This window comes from Brevibacterium sp. FME17, from assembly GCF_014897515.1.
Lineage (GTDB): Bacteria > Actinomycetota > Actinomycetes > Actinomycetales > Brevibacteriaceae > Brevibacterium.
In genome coordinates, this window is record NZ_JABUYD010000004.1 from 169,558 (window position 1) to 193,421 (window position 23,864).

Annotated in this window: 24 protein-coding genes; 6 read left to right on the forward strand and 18 right to left on the reverse strand. The window is 61.6% G+C overall.

What is annotated here, in order from left to right; genetic code table 11:
- Positions 1 to 15: 15 nt before the first annotated feature.
- Positions 16 to 258: a PLD nuclease N-terminal domain-containing protein gene (locus INT40_RS06045; protein WP_101570573.1), complete on the forward strand. Its 243-nt coding sequence runs from the start codon at positions 16 to 18 to the stop codon at positions 256 to 258.
- On the opposite strand, the gene INT40_RS06050 is transcribed toward INT40_RS06045, so the two are convergent.
- Positions 259 to 498, reverse strand: a complete 240-nt coding sequence (locus INT40_RS06050; RefSeq protein ID WP_193072237.1) for a hypothetical protein — start codon at positions 496 to 498, stop codon at positions 259 to 261.
- A 150-nt stretch (positions 499 to 648) separates the two neighbouring features.
- Between INT40_RS06050 and map the strand changes: the two genes are divergently transcribed.
- Positions 649 to 1,416 carry a type I methionyl aminopeptidase gene (gene map, locus INT40_RS06055; protein ID WP_193095731.1) on the forward strand — a complete coding sequence of 256 codons (768 nt, stop codon included), beginning with the start codon at positions 649 to 651 and terminating at the stop codon, positions 1,414 to 1,416.
- A gap of 92 nt (positions 1,417 to 1,508) precedes the next feature.
- Here the strand turns inward: map and INT40_RS06060 are convergent, their stop codons facing one another.
- Positions 1,509 to 2,282, reverse strand: coding sequence for a DUF981 family protein (locus tag INT40_RS06060; RefSeq protein ID WP_193072240.1), 774 nt, complete (start codon positions 2,280 to 2,282; stop codon positions 1,509 to 1,511).
- Positions 2,283 to 2,467: 185 nt separating this feature from the next.
- Between INT40_RS06060 and radA the strand changes: the two genes are divergently transcribed.
- Complete coding sequence (gene radA / locus INT40_RS06065) at positions 2,468 to 3,820, forward strand: DNA repair protein RadA (RefSeq protein ID WP_101570581.1); 1,353 nt, start codon at positions 2,468 to 2,470, stop codon at positions 3,818 to 3,820.
- 42 nt (positions 3,821 to 3,862) lie between these two features.
- Positions 3,863 to 4,255 carry a VOC family protein gene (locus tag INT40_RS06070; protein WP_226830867.1) on the forward strand — a complete coding sequence of 131 codons (393 nt, stop codon included), beginning with the start codon at positions 3,863 to 3,865 and terminating at the stop codon, positions 4,253 to 4,255.
- A 21-nt stretch (positions 4,256 to 4,276) separates the two neighbouring features.
- Here INT40_RS06070 and INT40_RS06075 read toward each other — a convergent pair whose 3' ends face one another.
- Entirely contained in the window at positions 4,277 to 5,059 is a 783-nt protein-coding gene (locus INT40_RS06075; RefSeq protein WP_226830868.1) for a hypothetical protein, read from the reverse strand.
- Positions 5,060 to 5,095: 36 nt separating this feature from the next.
- Between INT40_RS06075 and INT40_RS06080 the strand changes: the two genes are divergently transcribed.
- Positions 5,096 to 6,130: an A/G-specific adenine glycosylase gene (locus INT40_RS06080; RefSeq protein WP_101570917.1), complete on the forward strand. Its 1,035-nt coding sequence runs from the start codon at positions 5,096 to 5,098 to the stop codon at positions 6,128 to 6,130.
- A 21-nt stretch (positions 6,131 to 6,151) separates the two neighbouring features.
- Here INT40_RS06080 and INT40_RS06085 read toward each other — a convergent pair whose 3' ends face one another.
- The 15 genes from INT40_RS06085 to INT40_RS06155 all read right to left on the reverse strand — a co-directional run bounded on the left by INT40_RS06085 (position 6,152) and on the right by INT40_RS06155 (position 22,496).
- Complete coding sequence (locus INT40_RS06085; protein ID WP_193072241.1) at positions 6,152 to 6,736, reverse strand: amino-acid N-acetyltransferase; 585 nt, start codon at positions 6,734 to 6,736, stop codon at positions 6,152 to 6,154.
- A gap of 94 nt (positions 6,737 to 6,830) precedes the next feature.
- Positions 6,831 to 9,383, reverse strand: a complete 2,553-nt coding sequence (locus tag INT40_RS06090; RefSeq protein ID WP_101570587.1) for an ATP-dependent Clp protease ATP-binding subunit — start codon at positions 9,381 to 9,383, stop codon at positions 6,831 to 6,833.
- A 628-nt stretch (positions 9,384 to 10,011) separates the two neighbouring features.
- Positions 10,012 to 10,350: a histone-like nucleoid-structuring protein Lsr2 gene (locus INT40_RS06095; protein ID WP_101570589.1), complete on the reverse strand. Its 339-nt coding sequence runs from the start codon at positions 10,348 to 10,350 to the stop codon at positions 10,012 to 10,014.
- Positions 10,316 to 10,561 (reverse strand): hypothetical protein, encoded by a 246-nt coding sequence (locus INT40_RS06100; RefSeq protein WP_101570591.1) that lies wholly within the window; start codon positions 10,559 to 10,561, stop codon positions 10,316 to 10,318. Before INT40_RS06100 ends, INT40_RS06095 begins: the two co-directional genes overlap by 35 nt.
- Before the next feature lie 4 nt (positions 10,562 to 10,565).
- On the reverse strand, positions 10,566 to 12,125 hold the full coding sequence (gene lysS, locus INT40_RS06105; RefSeq protein WP_193095732.1) for a lysine--tRNA ligase: 1,560 nt from the start codon (positions 12,123 to 12,125) through the stop codon (positions 10,566 to 10,568).
- Between the two features lie 66 nt (positions 12,126 to 12,191).
- Entirely contained in the window at positions 12,192 to 13,097 is a 906-nt protein-coding gene (locus INT40_RS06110; RefSeq protein WP_101570595.1) for a Rossmann-like and DUF2520 domain-containing protein, read from the reverse strand.
- Positions 13,094 to 14,857 (reverse strand): PH domain-containing protein, encoded by a 1,764-nt coding sequence (locus tag INT40_RS06115; RefSeq protein ID WP_226830869.1) that lies wholly within the window; start codon positions 14,855 to 14,857, stop codon positions 13,094 to 13,096. Before INT40_RS06115 ends, INT40_RS06110 begins: the two co-directional genes overlap by 4 nt.
- 35 nt (positions 14,858 to 14,892) lie before the next feature.
- On the reverse strand, positions 14,893 to 15,393 hold the full coding sequence (locus INT40_RS06120; RefSeq protein ID WP_101570599.1) for a PH domain-containing protein: 501 nt from the start codon (positions 15,391 to 15,393) through the stop codon (positions 14,893 to 14,895).
- Positions 15,390 to 15,851: a DUF3180 domain-containing protein gene (locus INT40_RS06125; protein ID WP_101570601.1), complete on the reverse strand. Its 462-nt coding sequence runs from the start codon at positions 15,849 to 15,851 to the stop codon at positions 15,390 to 15,392. The genes INT40_RS06120 and INT40_RS06125 overlap by 4 nt, the downstream gene beginning before the upstream one ends.
- 28 nt (positions 15,852 to 15,879) lie before the next feature.
- Positions 15,880 to 16,773, reverse strand: a complete 894-nt coding sequence (gene folK / locus INT40_RS06130; protein ID WP_193095734.1) for a 2-amino-4-hydroxy-6-hydroxymethyldihydropteridine diphosphokinase — start codon at positions 16,771 to 16,773, stop codon at positions 15,880 to 15,882.
- Positions 16,770 to 17,651 (reverse strand): dihydropteroate synthase, encoded by an 882-nt coding sequence (gene folP, locus INT40_RS06135; RefSeq protein WP_193095735.1) that lies wholly within the window; start codon positions 17,649 to 17,651, stop codon positions 16,770 to 16,772. Before folP ends, folK begins: the two co-directional genes overlap by 4 nt.
- A 9-nt stretch (positions 17,652 to 17,660) precedes the next feature.
- Positions 17,661 to 18,284, reverse strand: a complete 624-nt coding sequence (folE, locus tag INT40_RS06140; protein ID WP_193095736.1) for a GTP cyclohydrolase I FolE — start codon at positions 18,282 to 18,284, stop codon at positions 17,661 to 17,663.
- Between the two features lie 2 nt (positions 18,285 to 18,286).
- A complete protein-coding gene (ftsH, locus tag INT40_RS06145; RefSeq protein ID WP_193072248.1) occupies positions 18,287 to 20,425 on the reverse strand; it encodes an ATP-dependent zinc metalloprotease FtsH in 2,139 nt (712 codons plus the stop codon).
- Positions 20,426 to 20,592: 167 nt separating this feature from the next.
- A complete protein-coding gene (gene hpt / locus INT40_RS06150) occupies positions 20,593 to 21,144 on the reverse strand; it encodes a hypoxanthine phosphoribosyltransferase (RefSeq protein ID WP_101570611.1) in 552 nt (183 codons plus the stop codon).
- A gap of 47 nt (positions 21,145 to 21,191) precedes the next feature.
- Entirely contained in the window at positions 21,192 to 22,496 is a 1,305-nt protein-coding gene (locus INT40_RS06155) for a CynX/NimT family MFS transporter (RefSeq protein ID WP_193095737.1), read from the reverse strand.
- A gap of 111 nt (positions 22,497 to 22,607) precedes the next feature.
- Between INT40_RS06155 and INT40_RS06160 the strand changes: the two genes are divergently transcribed.
- Positions 22,608 to 23,858 (forward strand): amidohydrolase family protein, encoded by a 1,251-nt coding sequence (locus INT40_RS06160; protein ID WP_193072251.1) that lies wholly within the window; start codon positions 22,608 to 22,610, stop codon positions 23,856 to 23,858.
- Positions 23,859 to 23,864: the final 6 nt, after the last annotated feature.

Genomic DNA, 23,864 nt, shown 5'->3' on the forward strand with positions numbered 1-23,864 from the left:
CGATAGTCTGCTGACATGTCTGAGAACCCTCTGCTGCCCGCTTGGTACGATGTTGCCTGGACCGCGCTCTTCCTCGCCATAGTCTGTTTGACTGTCTGGTCATTGGTGTCGCTGGCTCGGTCGACGGTCGATGGTCCCACCAAGTTGGCGTGGGCGGTGTTCATCATCGCCATACCGATCCTCGGGTCGCTGGTCTGGCTCGACTATCGCCGCAGATATGTGGCGCAGCGCGAGCGGTCCGAGGAGCTGGCGCAGTAGTCAGCGAGGCTGTTCTGGCTCTTGACCAGTGTCATGAGAATTCGGGTGTCGGCTTTCGGCCGACACCCGCTTCTTTCTGTGCTGGAGCAGCAGCAACATGATTCCAATTGCAGCGACGAGTGGGAAGACGATCAGCTGAAGTATCCACGAGTCAGAGCCCTCATCGAAGGCCTGCGCTCCGGACATCAAGGACATCCCGAAGGCATTGCCGAGGATGACAGCGAAGACGATATCTCTCATGGCGACGAACCTACCTGCCAGCAAGATTCCTTGCAATGATTCCCGCTCGCGACTGTCTGTTTGCTCACGGAAGCCCAGGGTGACCGAGACGGAAGGGGCCAGACCGACTAAAGTTGCGATTGAGCCCGTGAATACTGAAGGAGAACACCTGTGATTGAGCTGAAGACACCCGCCGAGATCGACAAGATGGCGGTCACCGGCCGATTCGTCGCGAAGACACTGGCCGAATTGTCTGAGCTCGCGGAACCGGGCATGAACATCATGCATCTGGAGAAGCGCGCACGAAAGCTCATCGAAGAGGCCGGTGCCAAGTCCTGCTATTGGGACTATGCCCCTTCCTTCGGCGAAGGCCCCTTCCGGAACGTCATCTGCCTTTCCGTCAACGATGGTGTCCTCCACGGCAAACCCCACGACTACGTGATGAAGGACGGCGACCTGCTCACTCTGGACTTCGCCGTGTCCATCGACGGCTGGGTCGCCGATGCAGCGCGCTCCGTCGTCGTCGGCAACGGCAGCGACGAGGATCAGCGCCTCATCGACTCCACCTGGGCCGGGCTGGAAGCCGGCATTTCGGCCGCGCAGCCGGGCAACCGCCTCGGCGACATTTCGAAGACCATCGGCGATATCGCCGATGAACAGCGCATTCCCGTCAACCTCGACTTCGGCGGACACGGCCTGGGACACACGATGCACGAAGATCCGCACGTGGCCAACCGAGGCAAGGGCGGTCGCGGGCTGGTACTCAAGCCTGGTCTGACACTCGCGATCGAACCCTGGTGGTCATTCACCTCGAAGCAGCTCTCCGTCGACAAGGACGGTTGGACGCTGCGTTTGGCCGACGGCTCGAACGGCGCGCATTCAGAGAACACGATCGCCATCACCGAGGACGGACCCAGGATCCTCACCGCCCTCGACTGATATCGACCTGGGCACAAGTCGGGCTCCCCACGACAGCGTTCGTTGGGAGCCCGATTTCTATTGCATGACCGGTTCTACGGTCTTCGCCTCGGTCACATCGTGTTGACGACGAGTCCGATGTGGGTGAAGTAGTTCATGGCACCGAAGAGCACGAAGAAGACGCCGGTGATCGTGAACATGATTCCGACGGTCTTGACTGCGCACCCGGATTTGGCGCCAGCGGGAGCCCGCAGAACAGTGTTCACGGCGAACGGGAACACGACTGCTCCGACACCGACAAGTGCGAAGAGCAGCGACATGAAGGTCGCCTCGATCATCGGGTAGTCAGCGAAGGCACCCGAGATCGGCTCCTGTGGTGGGGCGGCGAACAACTGGTAGGTGACTCCGGCGATCGCGATGGCAAACAATGCCAGTCCCAATGCAGCAATGAAGATGGACAGCGGACGGGCCGTGCGCGCTGCCAGCCTCAGTGGCGCGGGATCTGCTTTGAGTTCTGCCCCGCGCTTCCAAAGATAGATGGCGGCACCGAGCATTATGACGCCGAAGGCCAGGCTCGTCTCGCCGAAGATGATGTTGTCGAAGGCGAAACCGCCCGCTGCCAGAGGCCAGGACAATGTCATGTGCAGTCCGGTCGCAGTCAGCAACACTCCTAGGACACCGAATATGATGGCCCAGCCGTCGGTGCTCAGCGACCTCCGTCGTTCGGATGTCTCGTCGCCTCCGCTTGCCTTCCGCAGGTCCACGAAAAGCAGCACGACTGCCAGCAACCCTGCGCCGACCGCTACGGACATGATGGTGTTGTAGGTGGGCATCGCTGCCCAGTCGATCATTCCCGGCGACTGTTCGCCGGTCAAAGCCGAACCCATGGGGCCTCCTTCTTGAGGCACTCTGGCCTCGCTCGTCACTATTCGTTTGTCACCAGGCATAACCATGCGAATCTGCCGAGAATTCCTAGTGAGCACGCTGAACAGCTGGCTCGTCCTCACGTGTGGTGGGATCACCTCGGTGCCTGTGCATCGGCCGTGTCAGTGCACCGTGTCAGAATTGTCCTATGTCTTTCACCTGCACGGAATGCGGCTATTCGACCGTCAAATGGCTGGGGCGCTGCCCGGAATGCCAAGCCTGGGGAACGCTCGAGGAGAAGGGTGCTGGGAAGACCTCGGTTAAGACGAAGGTCAAGAAGTCCAGTGGGGCAAAGTCGATCAACCAGATCGACTCCACTCTGGCTCAGGCCAAAACCACCTACGTCAGCGAATTCGACCGTGTCCTCGGCGGTGGCATCGTCCCCGGCGCCGTCGTCCTCCTCTCCGGTGAGCCAGGCGTCGGCAAATCGACGCTTCTGCTTGATGTGGCGGCACGCGTCGCCAAATTCGGGTCCAAGGTCCTCTATGTCACGGGCGAAGAATCAGCTGGTCAGGTGCGTCTGCGTGCCGAACGCATCAACGCACTCGAAGACACCCTGCTGCTGGCCGCGGAGACAGACTTGGGCGCGGTCCTGGGAATGATCGAGGCAGAGTCGCCCGACATGCTCGTCGTCGACTCCATCCAGACTCTTGCATCCTCCGAGATCGACGGTGTGCCCGGTGGCGTCACTCAGGTCAGAGAAGTCGCGGCAGCTCTCATTCGCGAAGCGAAGGCCCGGTCGCTGCCGACCGTGCTCGTCGGCCACATCACGAAGGACGGCACAATCGCCGGCCCCCGGCTCCTCGAACACCTCGTCGACGTAGTGTGCAACTTCGAAGGAGAACGGCATTCCCGCCTGCGCTTGCTGCGAGCTGTGAAGAACCGTTTCGGCCCCACCGACGATGTCGGCTGTTTCGACATGGAGGAGAACGGCATCAAGAGCCTCGAAGATCCTTCTGGTCTCTTCCTCTCCCGCAGCGGCAGCAATCCTCCAGGGACCTGTCTGACGGTGACGCAGGAGGGCAAACGTCCTCTCCTCGTCGAAGTTCAGTCCCTTATCACCGAATCCGCCGGCGGGCAGTCCCGCAGGTCCGTCTCCGGGGTTGACTCCTCCCGGGTGGCCATGATGCTTGCCGTGCTCAGTCAGAAGATCGGGCCCATCAGTCTGGCCAAGTCTGATGTCTTCACCGCCACTGTCGGTGGTGCGAAGTTGGCAGAACCTGCCAGCGATCTGGCGATCTGCCTGTCACTGGCTTCGGCCGCGATCGGTAAGCCGCTGGCCGCAAAATTCGTTGCGATCGGTGAGATCAGCCTCTCGGGAGAGATACGCAATGTCCCCAATCTCGGCCAGAGGCTCAACGAGGCCTCGCGTCTGGGCATCACCCATGCGATCGTTGCTCACGGCGCATTGCGCAACGTCGCCACTCCGCAGGGGATGCGAGTCAAAGAATGTGAGCACGTTTCGGAGGCTGTCGAAATCCTTCTGGGAAGCAATCGGTGACATTTTCGGGACTTCTGCACGAAAATGGCGCATCCTGGAAGCATGACCACGACAGTTTTTCCCGCAATGAGGACCACAGATGCGGCCGCCACGACCGCTCTGCTGGTCGCGCTCGGGTTCACGGAGCGGCTCACCGTCAGGGACGAGGCTGATCCCGAGATCATCGTCCATGCCGAGTACGCGTTGGGCGAGACGGGCGGAATCATGTTCGGCTCAGTCCGCAATGACGGATCGGCCCTGGACAGCGTCGGAGGCAGTTCCATCTACGTCGTCGTCGACACCGAACGAGAAGTCGACCGCCTCTACGAGGAGATCATCGACTTGGGACACGCGATTGTCCGCCCGGTGGCCACGCAGCCTCATGGCGGTCGGGAATTCGACTTCCGCGACCATGACGGCAACTCCTGGGGCGTGGGGTCCTACCGCGGAGCCTGATCCTCAGCCGTCCGCTGGCCTTCAGCCGTCAGCTGCCTTCTCGGCAGGGGCCTCGGACTTCTCGGTAGGCGCATCGGACTTCTCATCCTTTGCCTTCTTGTCCTCGGCTTCTTTCTTCTCTTTGGCCTTGGTGGCCGCGTCCTTCTCCAGTTCGAACTTCGCCGGTTTGCTCTTCTCATCGCCGAGTTTGACCACGAGCTCGTAGTCTCCCGCACCGAATTCTTTGTTCGTCCGGTTGCAGTTCTTGTCGACCTGGACGCGGTTCCATTCGAACTGGGCAGACTTCTCCGACTCGGGCGCGAACTCGGTCGAAACCTCAGCGTTCTCGTCCTTATCGGCAGCACAGAACTTCGAGGACCACACCACATCGCCGTTCTTCTTGACCAGGAACTCCTGTTCCTTCGTGCCGACATCGATGAGGCAGGTAGCGGTGTGTTTGTTCTCGATCACCATCTTGAATTTCGGCTTGGCCTCTTCTTTGAAGCTCTTCTTGTCGACCTTGGCTTTGAGCCCGACCTTGTCCACTGGACATTTCCCGCTCGCGGCCTTCTTATCCGGGACCGGAGCTGCCGAGGTCGGGCTTGCCGACGGAGTGTCCTCGACTGCAGGCTTCTCGTTGCCGCCTCCGCCCAGTCCTTTGACGATTCCGACGACTCCGAGCACCAGCAGAGCGATCACCACGAGACTGGCCAACAACAGCATGTAGCGTCGCCGACGGTACACGTGTGCTGGCAGCTTCCCGTTAGACTGGCGGGGCTGCCTGGCACCGTTCTTCGGCTGCGAACCACGATTGGAAGGAGTCATCGCTTTGAGCCTAGGCCGAAGCGTATGAGCATCCAAATGACACACCGAGCCTCTGCCGAATCGAGATCTTCGCCTCCTGATTCTCCATTCCCCACGGTTGCAGACACGGACATCGCCCGTGTTCGCGAGACGATTATCACGTGGTTCGAGTCTGCCGCTCGGCCCCTTCCTTGGCGAGACGCAGACACCAGTGCGTGGGCCATCCTCGTCAGCGAGATCATGTCCCAGCAGACTCCCGTCGCCCGAGTTGAGCCCCGCTGGCGAGAATGGATGCAGAAGTGGCCCACCCCCACCGACCTGGCGCAGGCCCCCACCGCGGAGGTGCTTCAGCGTTGGGACCGACTCGGCTACCCGCGCAGAGCCCTGCGTCTGCAGGAGGCCGCGCGGGTGATCGCCGAGGAGCTCGATGGGCAGGTGCCACAGACCGCCGAGGAGCTCGAACGACTCCCTGGCATCGGTTCGTATACTGCAGCAGCGGTGGCCTCCTTCGCCCACGGTGAGCGCACCACCGTGCTCGACACCAATGTGCGTCGTGTTCTCATTCGCCTCTTCGCAGGCCGAGATCGGCCCTCAGCTTCACCGGGCCGTGCAGAGACGCAGTGGGCCAGCCGATTCGTGCCCGAAACGGTCCACGTGAAGTGGAACGCGGGGGTCATGGAATTCGGGGCGCTGGTGTGCACTGCCAAAAATCCCCAATGCCAGGCCTGCCCGCTCAATGACATCTGTGCCTGGCTGAAGGCGGGAAGACCCGCCTCGGCGAATAAACCGAAGACGCAGAAGTGGGCGGGCACGGACCGTCAGTTGCGCGGCGCCGTCATGGACGTCCTCAAGTCCGCGCACACCGAGGCCGGCGCCGACTTCAACGATTCTGTGGCCATCGACCTTTTCACGGCGCCAACGACTACCATCGATCCGGATCTGTTCGACACGATCGGGCTCAAGACATCAGCATCTCTGCAGACGATGCGCGACCTCACTGCTGATTCAGAGCGGATCAAACGCATCATCAACGCGCTCGTCGTCGATGGACTCGCTGCCCAGCACCAGGAGCGCCTCAGCCTCCCCCAGTGATGTCGCTGCCCATAGGGGACCTCAGAGGAATTTGATCAGGCGGGCGTTGCCCAGCGTATTGGGTTTGACGCGGGCCAGGTCCAGAAACTCGGCAACGCCTTCGTCGGCGGAGTGCAGAAGCTCGATGTAGACCTCTGGCGAGACGGGAATGCCCTTGATCGGTTCGAATCCGAGCGAACCGAAGAATCCGGTTTCGAAGGTCAGGCAGAAGACGCGGTCGACGCCGATTGCCACTGCATCTGCCAGGAGCTGTCGGATGAGGGCCTTGCCCACCCCACGCCCCCGATAGTCTGGTGAGGTGGCCACCGTGCGTGCCTCGGCCAGGTCAGTCCAGATGATGTGCAATGCCGCGCAACCAGCCAGAATTTCAGTCCCGTCTGGCTGAGGGTCCACCACCAGCCAGAATTCCTGCAGGGTCTCGAAATAGGTGACGGTGTCCTTGGCCAGCAGAATGCGCTGTTCTGCCAGCGGCGCGACCAGCGCCTCAATCCCCTTGACGTCGCTCGTCCGCGCCCGGCGCAGATAGAGACCGCCGGGCAGGGAATGGTTGAAATGGTGGTCTGAGGAGACCTGCTGATGGTCGAAGTCGACTGGCGCTGAGCTCATACCTTCATTCAACACCATCGGCGCCGGGCATGAAAAAGCCCGGGGACGCAGCCTGTGCTGTGTCCCCGGGCCATTTCAGCGCACTAGGAGGAGATCAGGAAGTGGAACTTCCCGATCCGCTGCCACCGGACGAACCGGCGCCGGCGAGCTCTCCACCGGAACCGGAATCATCCGGACCGCTGACAGCAATGCTCTCAGTCTCCACGCCTTCAAACGTGAATTCCGCTTCCTTGCCTTCTCCCTTGACGTCGACCTTGATGGTCTGACCGCTGCCGATCTCCTTGAACAGGATCTTCTCGGACAGGTGGTCTTCGATCTCGAGCTGGATCGTCCGACGCAGCGGACGAGCACCCAAGACCGGATCGTAGCCACGGTCGGCCAGCAGGCTCTTGGCCGCTTCGCTGACCTCGACCTTCATTCCCTGATCGGCCAGACGGGCGTCCAGACGAGCCAGGAACTGATCGACGATCTGCAGAATCTCTTCCTTGTTCAGCTGCGGGAAGACGATCGTGTCATCGACGCGGTTGAGGAACTCAGGCCGGAAGTGCTGCTTGAGCTCTTCGTTGACCTTCTGCTTCATGCGCTCGTAGTTGTTGTTCGTACTGCCCTCAACCTGGAAGCCCAGCTGCAGACCACTCGAGATGTCTCGCGTACCCAGGTTGGTGGTCATGATGATGATGGTGTTCTTGAAGTCCACCTCACGACCTTGCGAATCGGTCAGACGGCCGTCCTCGAGAATCTGCAACAGCGAGTTGAAGATATCCGAGTGAGCCTTCTCGACCTCGTCGAAGAGGACCACCGAGAACGGTTTGCGACGGACCTTCTCCGTCAGCTGACCGCCCTCTTCGTAGCCCACATAGCCTGGAGGCGAACCGAAGAGTCGGGACACAGTGTGCTTCTCCGAGTACTCCGACATGTCCAGGCTGATGAGGGAATCCTCATCACCGAACAGGAACTCCGAGAGAGCCTTCGCCAACTCGGTCTTGCCGACGCCCGTGGGGCCAGCGAAGATGAACGAACCGGACGGACGCTTCGGGTCCTTCAGACCTGCACGTGTGCGGCGGATGGCACGGGAGATCGACTTGACTGCGTCGTCCTGCCCGATGATCCGCTTGTGCAGTTCGTCTTCCATCCGCAGCAGACGCGAGGATTCTTCCTCGGTGAGCTTGAAGATAGGAATACCGGTCGCTGCTGCCAGAACCTCGGCGATCAGATCAGCGTCTACGACGGCAGAAGTGTCCTTGCCGCTCTTGCGCCAGGCTTCGGTCTGCTCGTCCTTGTCCTGCTGCAGTTTCATCTCGGAGTCACGCTCAGATGCTGCCAGCTCAAAGTCTTGAGCGTCGATGGCGGCTTCCTTGCGATGACGAGCCTCGAGGATCTTCTCCTCCAGGTCGCGGATCTCCTGCGGCACCGACAGACGCGAGATGCGCAGCTTGGCACCTGCTTCGTCGATGAGGTCGATCGCCTTGTCCGGCAGGTACCTGTCGTTGACATAGCGGTCGGACATGTTCACGGCGGCGGAGAGTGCGCCTTCCGTGATCGTGACCTTGTGGTGCGCTTCGTACTTATCGCGCAGCCCCTTGAGGATCTCGATCGAATGGGCCAGCGACGGTTCGGGAACCTGAATCGGCTGGAACCGACGTTCGAGGGCAGCATCCTTCTCGATGTGCTTGCGGTACTCATCAAGAGTCGTCGCACCGATCGTCTGCAGTTCGCCTCGGGCCAGCATGGGCTTGAGGATCGAAGCCGCATCGATGGCGCCTTCGGCGGCACCCGCACCCACCAGGGTGTGGATCTCATCGATGAAGAGGATGATGTCCCCGCGTGTGCGGATCTCCTTGAGGACCTTCTTCAGGCGTTCCTCAAAGTCACCGCGGTAGCGAGAGCCGGCCACCAGTGAACCGAGGTCCAAGGTGTAGAGCTGCTTGCCTTCGAGGATCTCCGGGACCTCTCCGTTGACGATGGCCAACGCAAGTCCTTCGACCACTGCGGTCTTGCCGACACCGGGTTCACCGATGAGGACAGGGTTGTTCTTGGTTCGGCGAGACAGGATCTGCATCACGCGCTGCATCTGCTCGTGCCGGCCGATGACCGGATCGAGATTGCCTTCGCGTGCAGCTGCCGTCAGGTTCGTTCCGAACTGGTCGAGGACCAGCGAACCGGAGGGGGTGCCCTCTTCGCGTCCGCCTGCGGAGACTGGATCCTTGCCCTGGTAGCCCGACAGAAGCTTGATGACTTCCTGACGGACGCGTCCCAGGTCGGCGCCCAGTTTGACGAGCACCTGTGCGGCGACGCCCTCACCCTCACGGATCAGACCGAGCAGGATGTGCTCGGTTCCGATGTAGCTGTGTCCCAGCTGCAGAGCCTCACGGAGGCTGAGCTCAAGGACCTTCTTCGCCCGCGGAGTGAACGGGATGTGCCCGCTCGGGGCCTGCTGTCCCTGTCCGATGATCTCTTGGACTTGGTCGCGCACCTGCTCGAGGGAGATATCCATTCCCTCGAGTGCCTTGGCTGCCAGGCCTTCACCCTCGTGGATCAGGCCAAGCAGGATGTGCTCGGTTCCGATGTAGTTATGTTTGAGTAGTTTTGCTTCTTCCTGGGCAAGCACTACCACTCGGCGTGCTCGGTCAGTGAACCGCTCGAACATATTCACCCTCCTCGGTCTTGTTATTCTTTAGAGCCTAACGACCATTGGCCACGATCTATTGCACGTTTCGCCATCAGCCGAACCCGTTTGGCTGTGGGCGAAATTCGGTGTTCGCCCTTTCTGCATCCTCCCGCAGCGAACACCGCAGTCCGTTACCTGCGCCGCCCACCCTCAGACGAGCGTCAGTTCCCTTACGAAAGACACCATCATGGTCTCCGCGCTCATTGCGCTAATGCCACGTCGATCTGGTAATGCCGCGTCGCTGAGATGAATCGGTTCGACACTGCTCGGCTGGGCGTTCACCGGGATGTCGAGATATCCCCTGGATCACCGTCAACTGGAATTGAGTAAACGGTCATATCCCGCTGTCTGCGATCAGGTGAGAATTGGGCTGATGTCACACTTCGTATTCGACATCGCCGCTCGGAATTCGGTGAGTAGAACGTCTTTCGCAGGGAGCTTATTCCAGCACAGGTTCCGGATCTCTTCCTGGCGAAACTCTTTACCGGGAACACTGAAGGGCCAACGGTTGAACCGTTGGCCCTTCAGGAAACAATTATGGAATCGACTGCAATCAACCGATTCCCTATACCGCTTCAGTTATCGACTGTGGTTGATTCCAGTGAAATCAGCTGTCTGCGGCTTCGTATGCCTGAACGATCTCAAGCGGGATCCGCCCGCGATCGCCCAGCTGGTAGCCGTTTGCCTGTGCCCATTCGCGGATCTTGGCTGTGTCGCGCTTCGGACCGGCAGTCGAACCTGATCCTGCACGACGTCCACGGCCACCCGGATTGGCTACCCGACGAGCCTTGGCGATGAACGGGGCGAATGTTTCACGGAGCTTTTCGGCATTCTCTGTCGACAGTTCAAGTTCGTAGGTACCTTGGTCGAGGCTGAAGCGAACAGTCTCTGACGCCTCCGAGCCATCGAAATCATCCGTGAGAACGAGTCGCATCTCCCTTGCCATGTTCACTCTTTTCATAATCAGAAGTATTTGCCGCAGTCATCTTAACATCTGATTCATGATTATCGCCTAATTCGCTAATCTCTTGCTCTGCATAGAATTTATCGATCTGTTCACGTTCAGTCCGATCTGCTCGCAAGATATTCCTCATCACGTACCAGAACAGCAAAGCGACGCAGATCGACGGCAATAGAGCCTTCATCAGATCCATCATGTGCTCAACCTTCCTCAGGCATTTCCGAATTGCCAGTGGCAATTGGCTTCGTGAATGGGAAGAGAATCGTTTCTCGAATTCCTAGGCCGGTCAAAGCCATGAGCAGGCGATCAAGCCCCATTCCCATGCCGCCCGTCGGCGGCATTCCGTGTTCCATCGCGGTTAGGAATTCTTCGTCAAGCCCCATCGCTTCATCATCGCCCTTGGCCGCGTCAGCTGCCTGCGACTCGAAGCGTTCACGCTGGACAACTGGATCAACGAGCTCGGAATAGCCAGTGGCCAATTCGAAACCGCGAACATAGAGGTCCCACTTCTCTACAACACCCTTCTTGGTGCGGTGTTCACGGACCAAGGGTGAAGTGTCGACGGGGAAATCGGTGACGAAGGTCGGAACCCACAGCTTGTCTTGGTAGAAGTGCTCCCACAGCTCCTCGACGTATTTGCCGTGCGAGCGGAATACTCCACCCAGGTCGACGTCGTTGTCTGCAGCGATCTTGTCGAGAACATCGAGCCCGGTCTCCGGGGTTACTTCGACTCCGGATTCCTCGGTCAAGGTCTCATACATGCTGACGACGGGCCAGTCGACGCCGAAGTCGTAGTCCTCGCCGTCTTCGAGTGTGACAACGAGAGATCCGGTGGCCTCCTGGGCCGCATTCTGGACCAGCGTCTTCGTCAGGTCAGCAATTGAGTGATAGTCGCCGTAGGACTGGTAGGCCTCAAGCATCGCGAACTCCGGCGAGTGGGTGGAGTCGGCACCCTCATTGCGGAAGTTGCGGTTGATCTCGAAGACATTCTCGATACCGCCGACGATCGCCCGCTTGAGGAAGAGCTCTGGCGCGATGCGCAGGAACATGTCGATGTCGTAGGCGTTCATATGTGTTTTGAACGGACGGGCCGAGGCACCACCGTGCATGAACTGGAGCATCGGAGTCTCGATCTCGACGAACTCCTGCCCTGCGAACGTGCGTCGCAGGGACGACATGACCTCTGCTCGAGTCAGCATGGTCTTCCGCGCTTCTTCGCGGGTGATCAGGTCGAGATAGCGCTGGCGCACCCGAGTATCCTCGGCCAGCTCGGTATGCAGGCCTGGCAGCGGGCGCAGTGCCTTGCTGGCCATCGACCAGGAATCGGCGAGCACGGAGAGCTCTCCGCGTTTGGATTTGATGACCTTGCCGTGGACGAACAGGAAGTCTCCCAGATCGACATCGGTCTTGAACTCACCGAGTCGCTCCTCCCCCACTTCACGCAGGGACAGCATGCCCTGGAGTCGTGTTCCGTCTCCCGACTGCAGGGTCACGAAGCAGAGCTTGCCGGTGGTGCGCACGAAAACGACACGACCGACGACGCCGACGACGTCCTCGGTCTCGTCACCGGCCTCCAGTCCGTCATGCGCGGCATGAACTTCTGCGAGGGTGTGCGTGCGCGGGACTCCGACCGGATAGGCATCGGTATCGGAGTCCAAGAGCCGCTGGCGCTTTTCCTTTCGAATCCTGATCTGTTCGGGATCAAGATGCTCGGGTGAAAGGTCTGCGTTTTCGGGCGTGTTCGACTCGGTATCTGCCATACCCTCCAGGCTACCGTGAGCGCGGCCCCAGGGGGAATTCGGACCGGCGATCAATGACACCCGTAGTCAATCAAGACGGGACAAGATCTCCTGTGCCTGCGACTGCGTGATCCGTCCCAGGCTCAGAGCCTTAGCTGTGGTGGATCTGGCCAGGGCAATGTAGCTGTTGCGTGCTGCGGGACTGGAGACGTTGAGACTGAACTCACTGAGTGCAGCCAGATGTGCGGAGACCGTGCCCACATCTCCGCGGCTGATGGGTCCGGTCAGCGCCTTCGGTCCGTTCTGCAGTGTGTTCGTCACGCTCGCGTCGACGAGGGCGCTGAGTACACGTGAAGGCTCACTCACACCCGCCTCGGCGAGCATCTCCATGGCTTCGCTGAGGATCGTGATCGAGTGATTCGAGGCGTGGGTGATGGCCGCGTGGTAGAGGGGACGGTCCGCTTCGGCCACGTCGATCGGTTCGGCACCCAGCTCGACGACGAGTGCCTGGCCCACCGGACGTATCGGCGCCGGCGCGGTGACGGCGACCGTCGACTGCCGCAGCCGTGGCAGATCGACTGAGGTTCCGGTGAAGGACAGTGATGGATGCAGGGCGATCGGCAGCGCGCCGAGGCTGATCCCGGCCTCGAGGACATCTGTTCCATACCGGCCCGAGCAGTGGACGAGGATCTGGCCCGAATGGATTCGTGACACCTTCGCCAAGCCTTTGACGAAGGATTCGATCTCATCGTCGGGGACGGCCAGAAGCAGAAGCTCCGCACGGTCTGCGACATCGTCCGGGGCCAGCACCGGTACTCCTGGCAGCATCTCCTCGGCCCGCTGCAGGCTCTGCGCCGAGGTGGCGCTGACACCGATGATGGCGTGACCGGCTTCGCGCCAAGCTGCGCCGATGGTCGCGCCGACCTTTCCACAACCGATGATTCCGATACCCAGGCGAGGTGCCTCGTCCTGGCTCAATCCTGGGTGGCTCATGGCCTGCCTTCCTTGGCTCTGCGAGCTTCCTCGTCGTAGTGCTGCCGCGCGAGCCGCGTGCGTTCGGAGTGCTCGCTGAAGAACAGCTTCGCATCGTCGACACTCTGATGGGTGACCCGGGGGTTGATGGGCCCGGCCGTGGAGTGCACGGCGACCGTGCCCAGACCAAGGGAACGCATGAGTGGACCTTGGTGATAACTCATCGACTGCACTCGCACATGGGGTACGAAGTCGACACGACGGTCCAGGACACCCATCCGAAGCACGAGCAGAGATCCGGTCACGGCGTAGGCTCGCCGCTTCCACACCATTGGGTCGATGAGCTTTGAAGACCGGGGCTGGCCGTGGAAGAGGCCTTCTGCCTCACCGGCCCGCGGGTCTTCGGACTTGCGGTCGTACATTGCCGAGCGCACCAGGGTTGCTGCGCTGAGGTCTTCTGGCATCTGCGGATCTGGGAGTGCGAGGCCGACCATGAGCAGAGCCTGGTCGATGTCGCCGACCGGAAGGAGGACGTTCGATTCGCCCGAGCCTCCGGCGCTGGCGATGTTGTATTCGACCTTCCACCAGCCGGCCCACCGCCACAGCAGCGGCTGATGAAGGCAGACGGCCTGCAGCCGGTCGAGCGGGATCACCTTGCGGGAGGTGGAGACGAGTCCGTGGTTGACGGCCAGTCCGCTCTCCCCGAGTTTGACCACGAAGTTCGCGTTGTCGAGGTTCTTCCGGAAGGCGGAGAAGGCCCCGACCAGGCCGGGGATGGTGGCGACGAGCATCGGGATGAAGGCCTCGGTCAGCCCCATTGCGAGGAGCACGATGGCTGTGGCGATGACGAAGAAGACGACCAAGACCGAGATGATCGTCTCGGATTTCAACAGTGAAGAGACGACGACACGGTGCACGGGCACACGGATGATCTCGCCTTCATCACTGACATCGGCGGAGACGTTGTATGGAGCCAAGAGTTCGTTGATGCTCGACTCGGCCTCGTGTGAGGCGTCGTCGGCGAGGGCGCCGAGGCGTTTGCTCAGGCGCACACCGATGCTGTCATCGCGTCGTTCGGGTACGGAGCGATCGATGGCTGCCTCGGACTCACTGGGAGCTCCTGGCACAGCCTCGGCGGGGTCGGTGATGGTGTCGGCGGGTGAACCGGCGACCGTCTCGGCGGGGACTGCCCCGGTCGGGGTCTGCTCACCCTGCTTCTTCGCGCGGACATCGGCGAGAAGTTCGTCGCGCAGTCCCTCGGCACGCTTCTTCGACAGGTACTTCAAAGAGATGTTGGAATCGGTGCCGCCGGCGACGTCGAAGACGAGTTCTGCCATTCCCAGGACGCGGGGCAGCAGCTTCTGCTGCAAGTCGATGGACTGCACGCGGTCCAGCCGGGCTTTGCGCAACTTCTTCGACAGCAGACCACGCCGATAGTAGATGGCTTCGGAATCGATCCGATACCCCATGACTCTCCACGCCAACCAGCTGAAGAGAGCGGTGATGAGGAGGATGAAGACTATTCCTCCCACGACGCCGAAGATGATGAGGGGGTGGGTGCGCAGCCATCCGGCGAATCCCAGGTCGACGCCATCGCCCCTGGCCAGGTCTTCGATAGCGGTCTGCGCGAAGTTCTGCAGCCCGTAGGCAGCGGCGATGAAGATACCCACGAGCACGCCGAGGCTCTCGAGGATCGGCGTCAGCGGGTGTACGCGGTGCCACACTTCGGGTGCCCCGAGATCATCGTTTGTGTGGTCGGCTGCTGGGTCGCTGGTGGGCATTCGAGGTTGGTCGTTCGCTTCGTCCTCCCCCATGCTCACAGTCCTGCCAAATTGGCCTGGCCCAGGCCTGCGAGGCTATCGCGCAGGCGGTCAGCTTCGGCGCGGGGCAGGCCAGGGATGGTGGCGTCTGTGGCTGCCGAGGCGGTGTGCAGTTTCACGGTGGCAAGACCGAAGATGCGATCGATGGGACCTGCGTCGACGTCGACGAACTGCAGACGTCCGTACGGGACAACCGTGGCCTTCTGGAACATGATTCCGCGCCGGATGAGCAGGTCATCGGCCCTCTCGGCATACCCGATGGCTTTGGCCTGACGGATGATGATGACGACGAGGAAGATCGTGAGCGCCACCAGGCCGACCCAGATCGCGTGCAGCCACGGGACCTCGGAGGTGAAGATGATGGCGAAGACGAGTGCCACGATGATCATCGGGACGAAGATCGTCAGGGTCGCGATTGTCTCTTTGAGGCCGTATTTGGGGCTGACTCTGTTGAAGTCGGCGTCGGTTCCGGACAGGTAGTTGAAGTTTCGGCTCATGCTGCTTCGGCTCCTGGTGGGTCCTGAGGGGGCAGCGTGCAGAAGCCTTCGACGATCAGGCCGACGATCATCAACGCTGCGGCTGCGATCATAGCGAAAAGCATACCTGCCGCCAAGTCATTGCGGATGCCTGGTGCGGACAGGAAATAGTAGGCCGCGTTTCCCATATACCAGCCGGCCAGCCCGGCTCCGGTCAGAGCGCTGGCCTTGGCCATCACGGCCACACGTGCCGCTTGGAGAGGGTCGATCTCCTTGGTCCGGTCGCCATCATTCCACTTCTTGATGGGCCAACCCAGGACCAGCAGCACCGCAGCGAGCACGAGCATCCCGATGATCGCGAACCAGGGCAGCCCCGGCAGTGAGAAGCCCTGGCTTTCAAGCAGCACATCGACTAAGGGCGCCAGCACGGCGCCGATGACGGCCCAGATGACGAGAGTCCCCGATGATGTTCGCTGCATAGCTCCAAGTCTCTCAAACCTCAGGCACCTATGGGGCCGGGACTCGCGTGATTTCCTGGTCGTCCAGCTCGCTGAGGACCGTAGTGATAGACCGTGGACCGGTGGGCGTGAGTATTGTTGCATCTTCAGCAAGCTCGGCCCAGGGTGCGAGGACGAATGCGCGTTCGTGCGCACGCGGATGGGGCAGGGTCAGCGTCTCCGTGTCGAGGACGAGTTCCTCACCGTTGGTCCCGAAGCTGATCAGGTCGATGTCGAGGGTGCGTGGCCCCCAGCGCTGTTCCCGGGTCCGTCCGCAGGCGACTTCGATTCCCTGCGCCACAGCCAGCAGTTCGCGGGCGCGCAGGCTGGTGGTCACGATGAGGCCCAGATTGAGGAAGTCGTTCTGTTCGACTCCGCCCCAGGGCGCGGTGCGGTACAGCGATGATCGTCTGCGCACAGTGATTCTGGGGTGCCTGTCGAGGGCGTCAACGGCCTGGTCGAGTGTGTCCGCCGCCTCACCGAGGTTGGCCCCGAGGTTGAGGTACGCCTCGGTCTCGGCCGGCTGGGTATCGACGGCAGCCTCGCGGGAGCGGACGACGGTGACGCTGACGTCATTGAAGGACCGTTCGATGGGGGCACCGGGTTTGTGGACGACGACCTCGACGTGTTCAGCCAGATCCAGGCAGTGCTCGGCGATCCGGGCAGCCAAGGTCTCGATCAGGTCGAAGGTGTTGTCTTCGACGATATGTGCCACGTCCTCGGCGAGTTCGCCGTAGTGGACGGTGTCGGCGATATCGTCCGTGACCGCGGCCCGAGACACGGAGGTGCGCAGGATGACGTCGATGACGAAGTCTTGACCCTCACGTTTCTCGAAGTCAAAAACCCCGTGGTTGCCGCGCACAGTCAACCCGCGCAGTTCGATCAGATCCGGGTGGGCGCTCATAGTTTGTCCTCGCCGGCGGCGGAATTCGGTACGGAGGCAGTCGGTGCGGGTGCCGTGGCATGTGAGTTCACGGCGTCGATGACCTTGACCGCGATCGCCGAGGTGGTGGGTTCGTGGACGCGCACCGCCCACGCTCCTGCTCTGGCCGACAGTGCAGAGATCGCGGCTGTGGCCTGGTCCTTCGCCGACTCCTCGGCGAGCTTCGAGTCTTCAGGTGAGAGCAGTGTGGAGATGAAGCGCTTGCGGCTGGCAGCGACCAGGAGCCGGTGATTCAGATTCGCGAATTCGTCGAGGGCGCCGAGGATCTGCCAGTTGTGTTCGGCGTTCTTCGAGAAACCCAGGCCCGGGTCGAGGATGATGTTGTCAGTCTTCACACCGACGGTGATCGCCTCGTCGATTCTCGTCTTCAGCTCGGTGATCACCTCGGTCACGACATCGTCGTAGTGGAAGGATGCCGAAGCACGGTCGAGGTAACCTCGCCAGTGCATGAGCACGACCGGGGCTCCGGTCTCGGCGGCGACGGCCAGCATCGTGGGGTCCGAGAGTCCGGCAGAGACGTCGTTGATGATGTGGGCACCGACGTTCAGTGACGCCTCGGCGACCTTGGCTCGCATGGTGTCGACGCTGATCACAGCTCCCGCAGCGGCCAGTTCACGGATCACCGGGACGACGCGGCGCAGTTCCTCTGCCTCATCGACGCGGACCGATCCGGGCCGTGTGGACTCCCCACCGACATCGATGATGTCGGTGCCGGAGTCCAGCAGTTCGAAACCGTGGGCGATGGCGGCGTCGTGGTCGAAGTAGCGACCGCCGTCGGAGAAGGAGTCGGGCGTGACGTTGAGTACGCCCATGATCTTCGTGCGTTCCGGTGTGGGCATGTGAGACCTCTATCTCCGGAGGATCAGACTCATGGCTTCTGCCCGGGATGCTGTTTCGCGCAGCTGCCCGCGCACCGCCGAGGTGACGGTGGAGGCACCGGGTTTCCGGACTCCCCGCATGGTCATGCACAGATGTTCGGCCTCAACGACGACGATCGCGCCCTGAGGTTCGAGATGCTCGACGATGGCATCGGCAATCTGAGTCGTCAGTCGTTCCTGGACCTGAGGGCGACGAGCATATATCTCGACGAGCCGTGCCAGTTTGGACAGCCCTGTGACCTTGCCGTTCTTGCTGGGGATGTAGCCGATGTGTGCTACTCCGTGGAACGGCACCAGGTGGTGTTCGCACGTCGAATACAGGTCGATGTCGCGAACGAGGACCATTTCCTCGTGGCTGATGTCGAAGGTCACGCCGAGGACGTCGGCCGGATCACGGTGGAGTCCGGCGAAGATCTCTTCGTAGGCGCGGGCGACCCTGGCCGGGGTCTCCAGCAGCCCTTCGCGATCAGGGTCCTCGCCGACGGCGATGAGGATCTCACGCACAGCTGCGGCGATCCGAAGCTGATCGACCTTGTTGCCGGTGCCGGCAGGTGCCTCACCGAGGACCTCCGTCACCTCTTCGAGCTCTGACATCACTAGCCGTTCTCTCCGCTGCCTTCGGAATTGTGTGGTCCGGTCGGGCCGGTTGGTCCTGTTGAGCCGGTCGGATCATTGGGATTGATCGGTCCCGTTGGGTTATGGGGAACATGAGGTCCGTTCACCCCCGTGGGTCCGGCGCCCGGGACGTCCGTGGTGTCGGCCTCAGAGCTGCCGTTGCCCTGACCGTTGCGATCCCCGCTCAAGGGAGCAGGCGGGACGATCGGGCCACGTTCGGAAACCGGACGTTCATCGTTGGCCAGCCACACATCGCGGGTGGGGCGCTTGACGATGGGAATGAAGATCTCTGCCAGTGCCGCCTGATCGAGAGTCTCCCGCTCAAGCAGCTGGTAGGCGAGGTCGTCGAGGACGTCGCGGTTGTGCGTGAGCGCCCAGTAGGCGTCTGCATGGGCGGCGTCGATGATCTCTCGGACCTCACGGTCGATCGAGGACAGCGTCGCATCGCCGTACTCGTCTCCGCCGCCGTAGCCGCGCCCGGCGAATGGCTCGCCCTGATCGTCGCCGATCTTGACCATGCCCAGTTTGTCGCTCATGCCGTACTGGGTGACCATCTTCCGGGCGATGTTCGTCGCCTTTTCGATGTCGTTGCTGGCACCCGTCGTGGGGTCGTGGAAGACGACTTCCTCGGCCACACGACCGCCCATGGCGTAGGCGAGCTGGTCGAGCAGTTCGTTGCGTGTGGTGGAGTATTTGTCCTCACTCGGTAGGACCATGGTGTAGCCCAGGGCTCGGCCGCGGGGCAGGATGGTGACCTTGGTGACCGGGTCGGTCTGGTTCATCGCTGCGGCAACAAGCGCGTGTCCGCCCTCGTGGTAGGCGGTGATGAGGCGTTCCTTGTCGTTCATCAGGCGGGTCCGCTTCTGCGGTCCGGCGATGACTCGGTCGATCGCCTCGTCGAGGATGTGGTTGTCGATGACCTTCGAGTTCTCACGCGCGGTCAGCAGTGCTGCCTCGTTGAGGACGTTGGCCAGGTCGGCACCCGAGAATCCCGGGGTGCGTTTCGCGATCTGCGCCAGATCGACGTCCTCGGCCAGGGGCTTGCCTTCGGAGTGGACTTCGAGGATGTGCTGACGGCCCTTCATGTCTGGGGCCTCGACGGGGATCTGACGGTCGAAGCGACCGGGGCGCAGCAGTGCCGGGTCGAGCACGTCGGGACGGTTCGTAGCGGCGATCAGGATGACGTTGGTCTTCACATCGAAGCCATCCATTTCGACGAGCAGCTGGTTGAGCGTCTGTTCGCGCTCATCATGGCCACCGCCCATGCCTGCTCCGCGCTGGCGTCCGACGGCGTCGATCTCATCGATGAAGATGATGCAGGGTGCGTTCGTTTTGGCCTGTTCGAACAGGTCACGCACACGGGAGGCGCCGACACCGACGTACATCTCAACGAAGTCCGAGCCGGAGATCGAGTAGAAGGGAACGCCAGCCTCACCGGCTACGGCCTTCGCCAGCAGGGTCTTGCCGGTACCGGGCTGACCGTAGAGGAGGACGCCCTTGGGGATCTTGGCTCCCACGGCCTTGAACTTCTCGGGTTCGGCCAGGAACTCCTTGATCTCTTCGAGTTCCTCGAGAGCCTCATCGACTCCGGCGACGTCCTTGAACGTGATGTCAGGATTTTCCTTGTTGACCAGCTTCGCCTTCGATTTGCCGAAGTTCATCATCTTCCCGCCCGACATCTGCGAGATGAGGAACCAGAAGACGACGAAGATGATCACGAATGGGATGAGGGTCCCCAGCAGGGACATCAGCCAGCTCTGCTTGGGCACCTCGTCGGTGTATCCCTTGCTGGGCTCGGCCGAATCCACGGCCTTGACGATCTGTTCTCCACGCTGCTCCACGTAGAAGAACTGAACCTTCTTGCCGAAGTCCTTGTCCTCGATCTTGAGGTCGTCTTTCAAGGTCAGATCGACGCGCTGGTCCTTGTCGACGATCTTAGCCTGTTCGACCTTGTCGTCTTGGAGCAGTTTGAGACCTTGCTCGGTGTCAATCTGGCTGAATCCGACTCGACTGAAGAGCAGAGCTCCGATGGACACTACGAGGAGTGCCAACACGATCCAGACCAAAGGGCCTTTCGTCGCCTTATTGAGCAGTGGGCGACGCTTATTCGACTCGGCCATAAGTCCTCTCAGGAAAAAGATGTGGGCAACCTGTTCAGGCTACCGAGGCTGCCTGGGAACATCCCCCACAGCCTAATACCTCGCAGTGACATAGCTCGAATGCACCCGGTTTTGTTCCCCGGTGCCACAAGCACTCAGTCAATGCGCGGAACGCTCATGCGCAATGCTCAGCTGTAGACGTGCTGAGCCAGGGTGGCGACGAACGGAACGTTGCGGTATTTCTCCGCGTAGTCCAGTCCGTAGCCGATGACGAATTCGTTGGGAACGTCGAAGCCGATGTACTTGACGTCGATGTCGACCTTGACCGCCTCGGGCTTGCGCAGCATCGTGCAGATCTCAACGGTCGCCGCTCCACGCGAACGCAGGTTCTGGACCAGCCAGGACAGGGTCAGACCGGAGTCGATGATGTCCTCGACGATGAGCACGTGACGATCAGAGAGGTCCGTGTCGAGGTCTTTGAGGATGCGCACGACACCGGAGGATTTGGTGCCCGAACCGTAGGAGGAGACGGCCATCCAGTCCATGGTGACCGGCGAATGGAGCGCGCGAGCCAGATCTGCCATGACCATGACAGCGCCCTTGAGGACACCGACGAGCAGAATATCCTTGCCCTTGTAGTCTTCATCGATGGCGGTCGCCAGTTCAACGAGTCGTGCGGCTATCTGTTCTTCCGAGACGAGTACCTTTTCGATGTCATTGCCGAGATCGTTGATGTCCACTGAAGTCGTTTCTCCTCGCTTGGGGTGGGGTGTGTCTCCATTATGATTCACTTCTGCCCTGGCGTGCCACCACGGAGGTCTGTCGTGCCGCTGTGGAGATCTGTGTTGCCACCATGGCGGTCCGATGTGGCCAGATCATCGTCGACCGTGCCCGGGGCTGCGGCCAGGTATCCGGTCACGCCCATGAGCACTGCCACACCGATCATGAACCACAACGGAACCGACCAGCCGCCGCTGAGTCCGAGGAGTCCCCCGACTGCCAAGGGTCCGATCGCGGCCAGCACATAGCCGCTGGACTGCACGAATGCGGAGGTTCGGGCGGTGATCGACACGGCGTGCGTGCGGCCCGTGATGAGGGCGAGCGCAGCCGGGAAGGCGAAACCACCGTAGCCCAGGAGGATGGCCCACAGCACCGGCACAGTTGTGGGCATGAGGAGCAGCCCGAGGTAGCCGCCCACGGCACTGACGGAGAAGCTGACGAGGAAGAAGCGCGGCAGGATGTTGCGCATGATGATCTGCGGGGCGAGGAAGCCGCCGGGGATTCCGCCGAAGGTGACGACCGTGAGCATGATTCCGGCGAGAACCGGGTCGAGTCCCGCATCACGGTAGATCTGCGGCAGCCACCCGAACTGGACGTAGGCGTTGACCGACTGCAGACCGAAGAACATCGCCATGTACCTGGCCTTGGCCGAGGTGAAGATGTGTCGCCGAGGTGGGGCCACCTCGTGCGTGTCCTGCTCGGACTGATCCAAGTTGGGTACGGATCGGGCGAGCTTGAGGATGATCCAGGTGACCAGTGCACATGCCGGCACGAGCGCCCACATGCCCAGTCCCACGCGCCAGTTGTCGAAGTGACTGGCGACGGGTGCGGTGAGGAACGCGGGGAACATCGAGCCCATCCCCAGGGACACTGTGAAGGCCGTAGCGCCGAGGTTGGCTCGATACGGGAAGCGTGCCTTGACGTAGACCGGCAGAATGACGTTTCCGATCGACATTCCGGCCAGGGCCACGACGGTCAGTCCGGCGAAGGCGACCCAGCCGTCGACGAGCACCCGGGCACCGACACCCGCGGTGATCAGCACGCAGGTCATCAGCAGTGAGTTGAAGAGCCCGATCTTCTTGAGCACGGGGACGGCGATGAACCCGCAGATCGCGAAGATCAGTCCGGGAAGTGCTGTGAGCAGGCCCGTCTGCCATTCGACCAAGGTGAATGCACCCTGGACTTCGGAGAGGACGGGGCCCAGCGACGATGCGGCCGGTCGCAGCGAGCAGGCGATGAGGATGAGGCACGCAAGCGCCAGCACATCGAGTCCTCGACCAGTACGATGGCCGTGTTCAGGCTGAGGGGTCATTGGGTCATCCTTTCAGACGATGTACAGGCTCGGACCATGGCCCCCCTTTCCGAGCCGCATCACGGTATACCATTTGAGGTCCAGGCGCCCTGTCGACGATGAAGGATGATGATGACCACTCTGAGAAATGTTCGCCTCTTTCCCCGTACCGCCGATGCGGGGGCGGTTGATGTCGAGATCGAGAACGGTCGCTTCGTCTCCTTCACGCCGAGTGCATCGGCGGAGGCGATTAACCGCACCGACGCTGAGGGCGACGTCATCGAGGGGGCAGGACGAGCACTGCTGCCCAGCCTCGGCGACGTTCATGCCCACCTCGATTCGAATCGCATGGGCCAGACATTCCGTCCCCACACGGCAGACGGAACACTGCACGGCTTCATCATGAACGATCGGGAGAACTGGCGGTCAGGCGAGCGCAGCGTCCGTGACCAGGCGGACTACGTGATCGCAAAGATCGTCTCCTCGGGAGGCACCCGCATCCGCTCGCACACCCAGATCGACGCCGACTGCGGCCTGGAGCGCTTCCTCGGCGTCCGGGATGCTCTGGCCGATCGTTCCACGGTCCTCGACTCTCAGATCGTGGCCTTCCCGCAAGCCGGCATCGTGCACGAAAAGGGTGTGCGAGACCTGCTCGATGCGGCGTTGAACGAGGGTGCTGACTTGGTCGGCGGACTTGATCCGCTCCAATACGACCGTGATCCGGTCGCGCATCTCAATGTCGTCTTCGGTCTTGCAGAGAAGCACGGGAAGGGCATCGACATCCATCTCCATGAGCGCGGAAGTGCAGGTGTGTTCACGGTCGAAGAGATCGCTCACCGCACGAAGGCTCTCGGCCTGCAGGGGCAGGTGACGATCTCCCATGCCTTCGCCCTGAGCTCGAATCCTACGCCGGAGGTCGAACGGATCGTCGAGCTCCTCGCCGAGGCGGGCATCTCACTGACGACCGTGGCACCACAGAACGGTGTCCTGCCGCAGCGGGGCCTGCGTGAGAATCGGGTGGCGCTGGGCCTCGGCGAAGACGGTCAGCGCGACTATTGGAGTCCCTACGGCGACGGTGACCTGCTGCGCCGGACCTGGCAGCTGGCGTTCACGAATGGGCTTCGCCGCGATGAGGACATCGAGACCTGCCTGGACATCGCCTCCCGCGGTGGGGCGCAGGTGATGGCTGGCGCGCGACCGGACGCAACCGCTCTGGTCGATGATGCTCGTTTCGGTCTCGGCATCGGTGCACCGGCGGATTTCATGTTGCTCGCCGCCGATACGGTCACCTCGGCGATCATGGACTGTCCTGCCGATCGTGATGTCTTCAAGAACGGAGAGCTCGTGGCCTCCGCCGGTCACCTGGTCGACAGCGGACGCTGAGCCCAC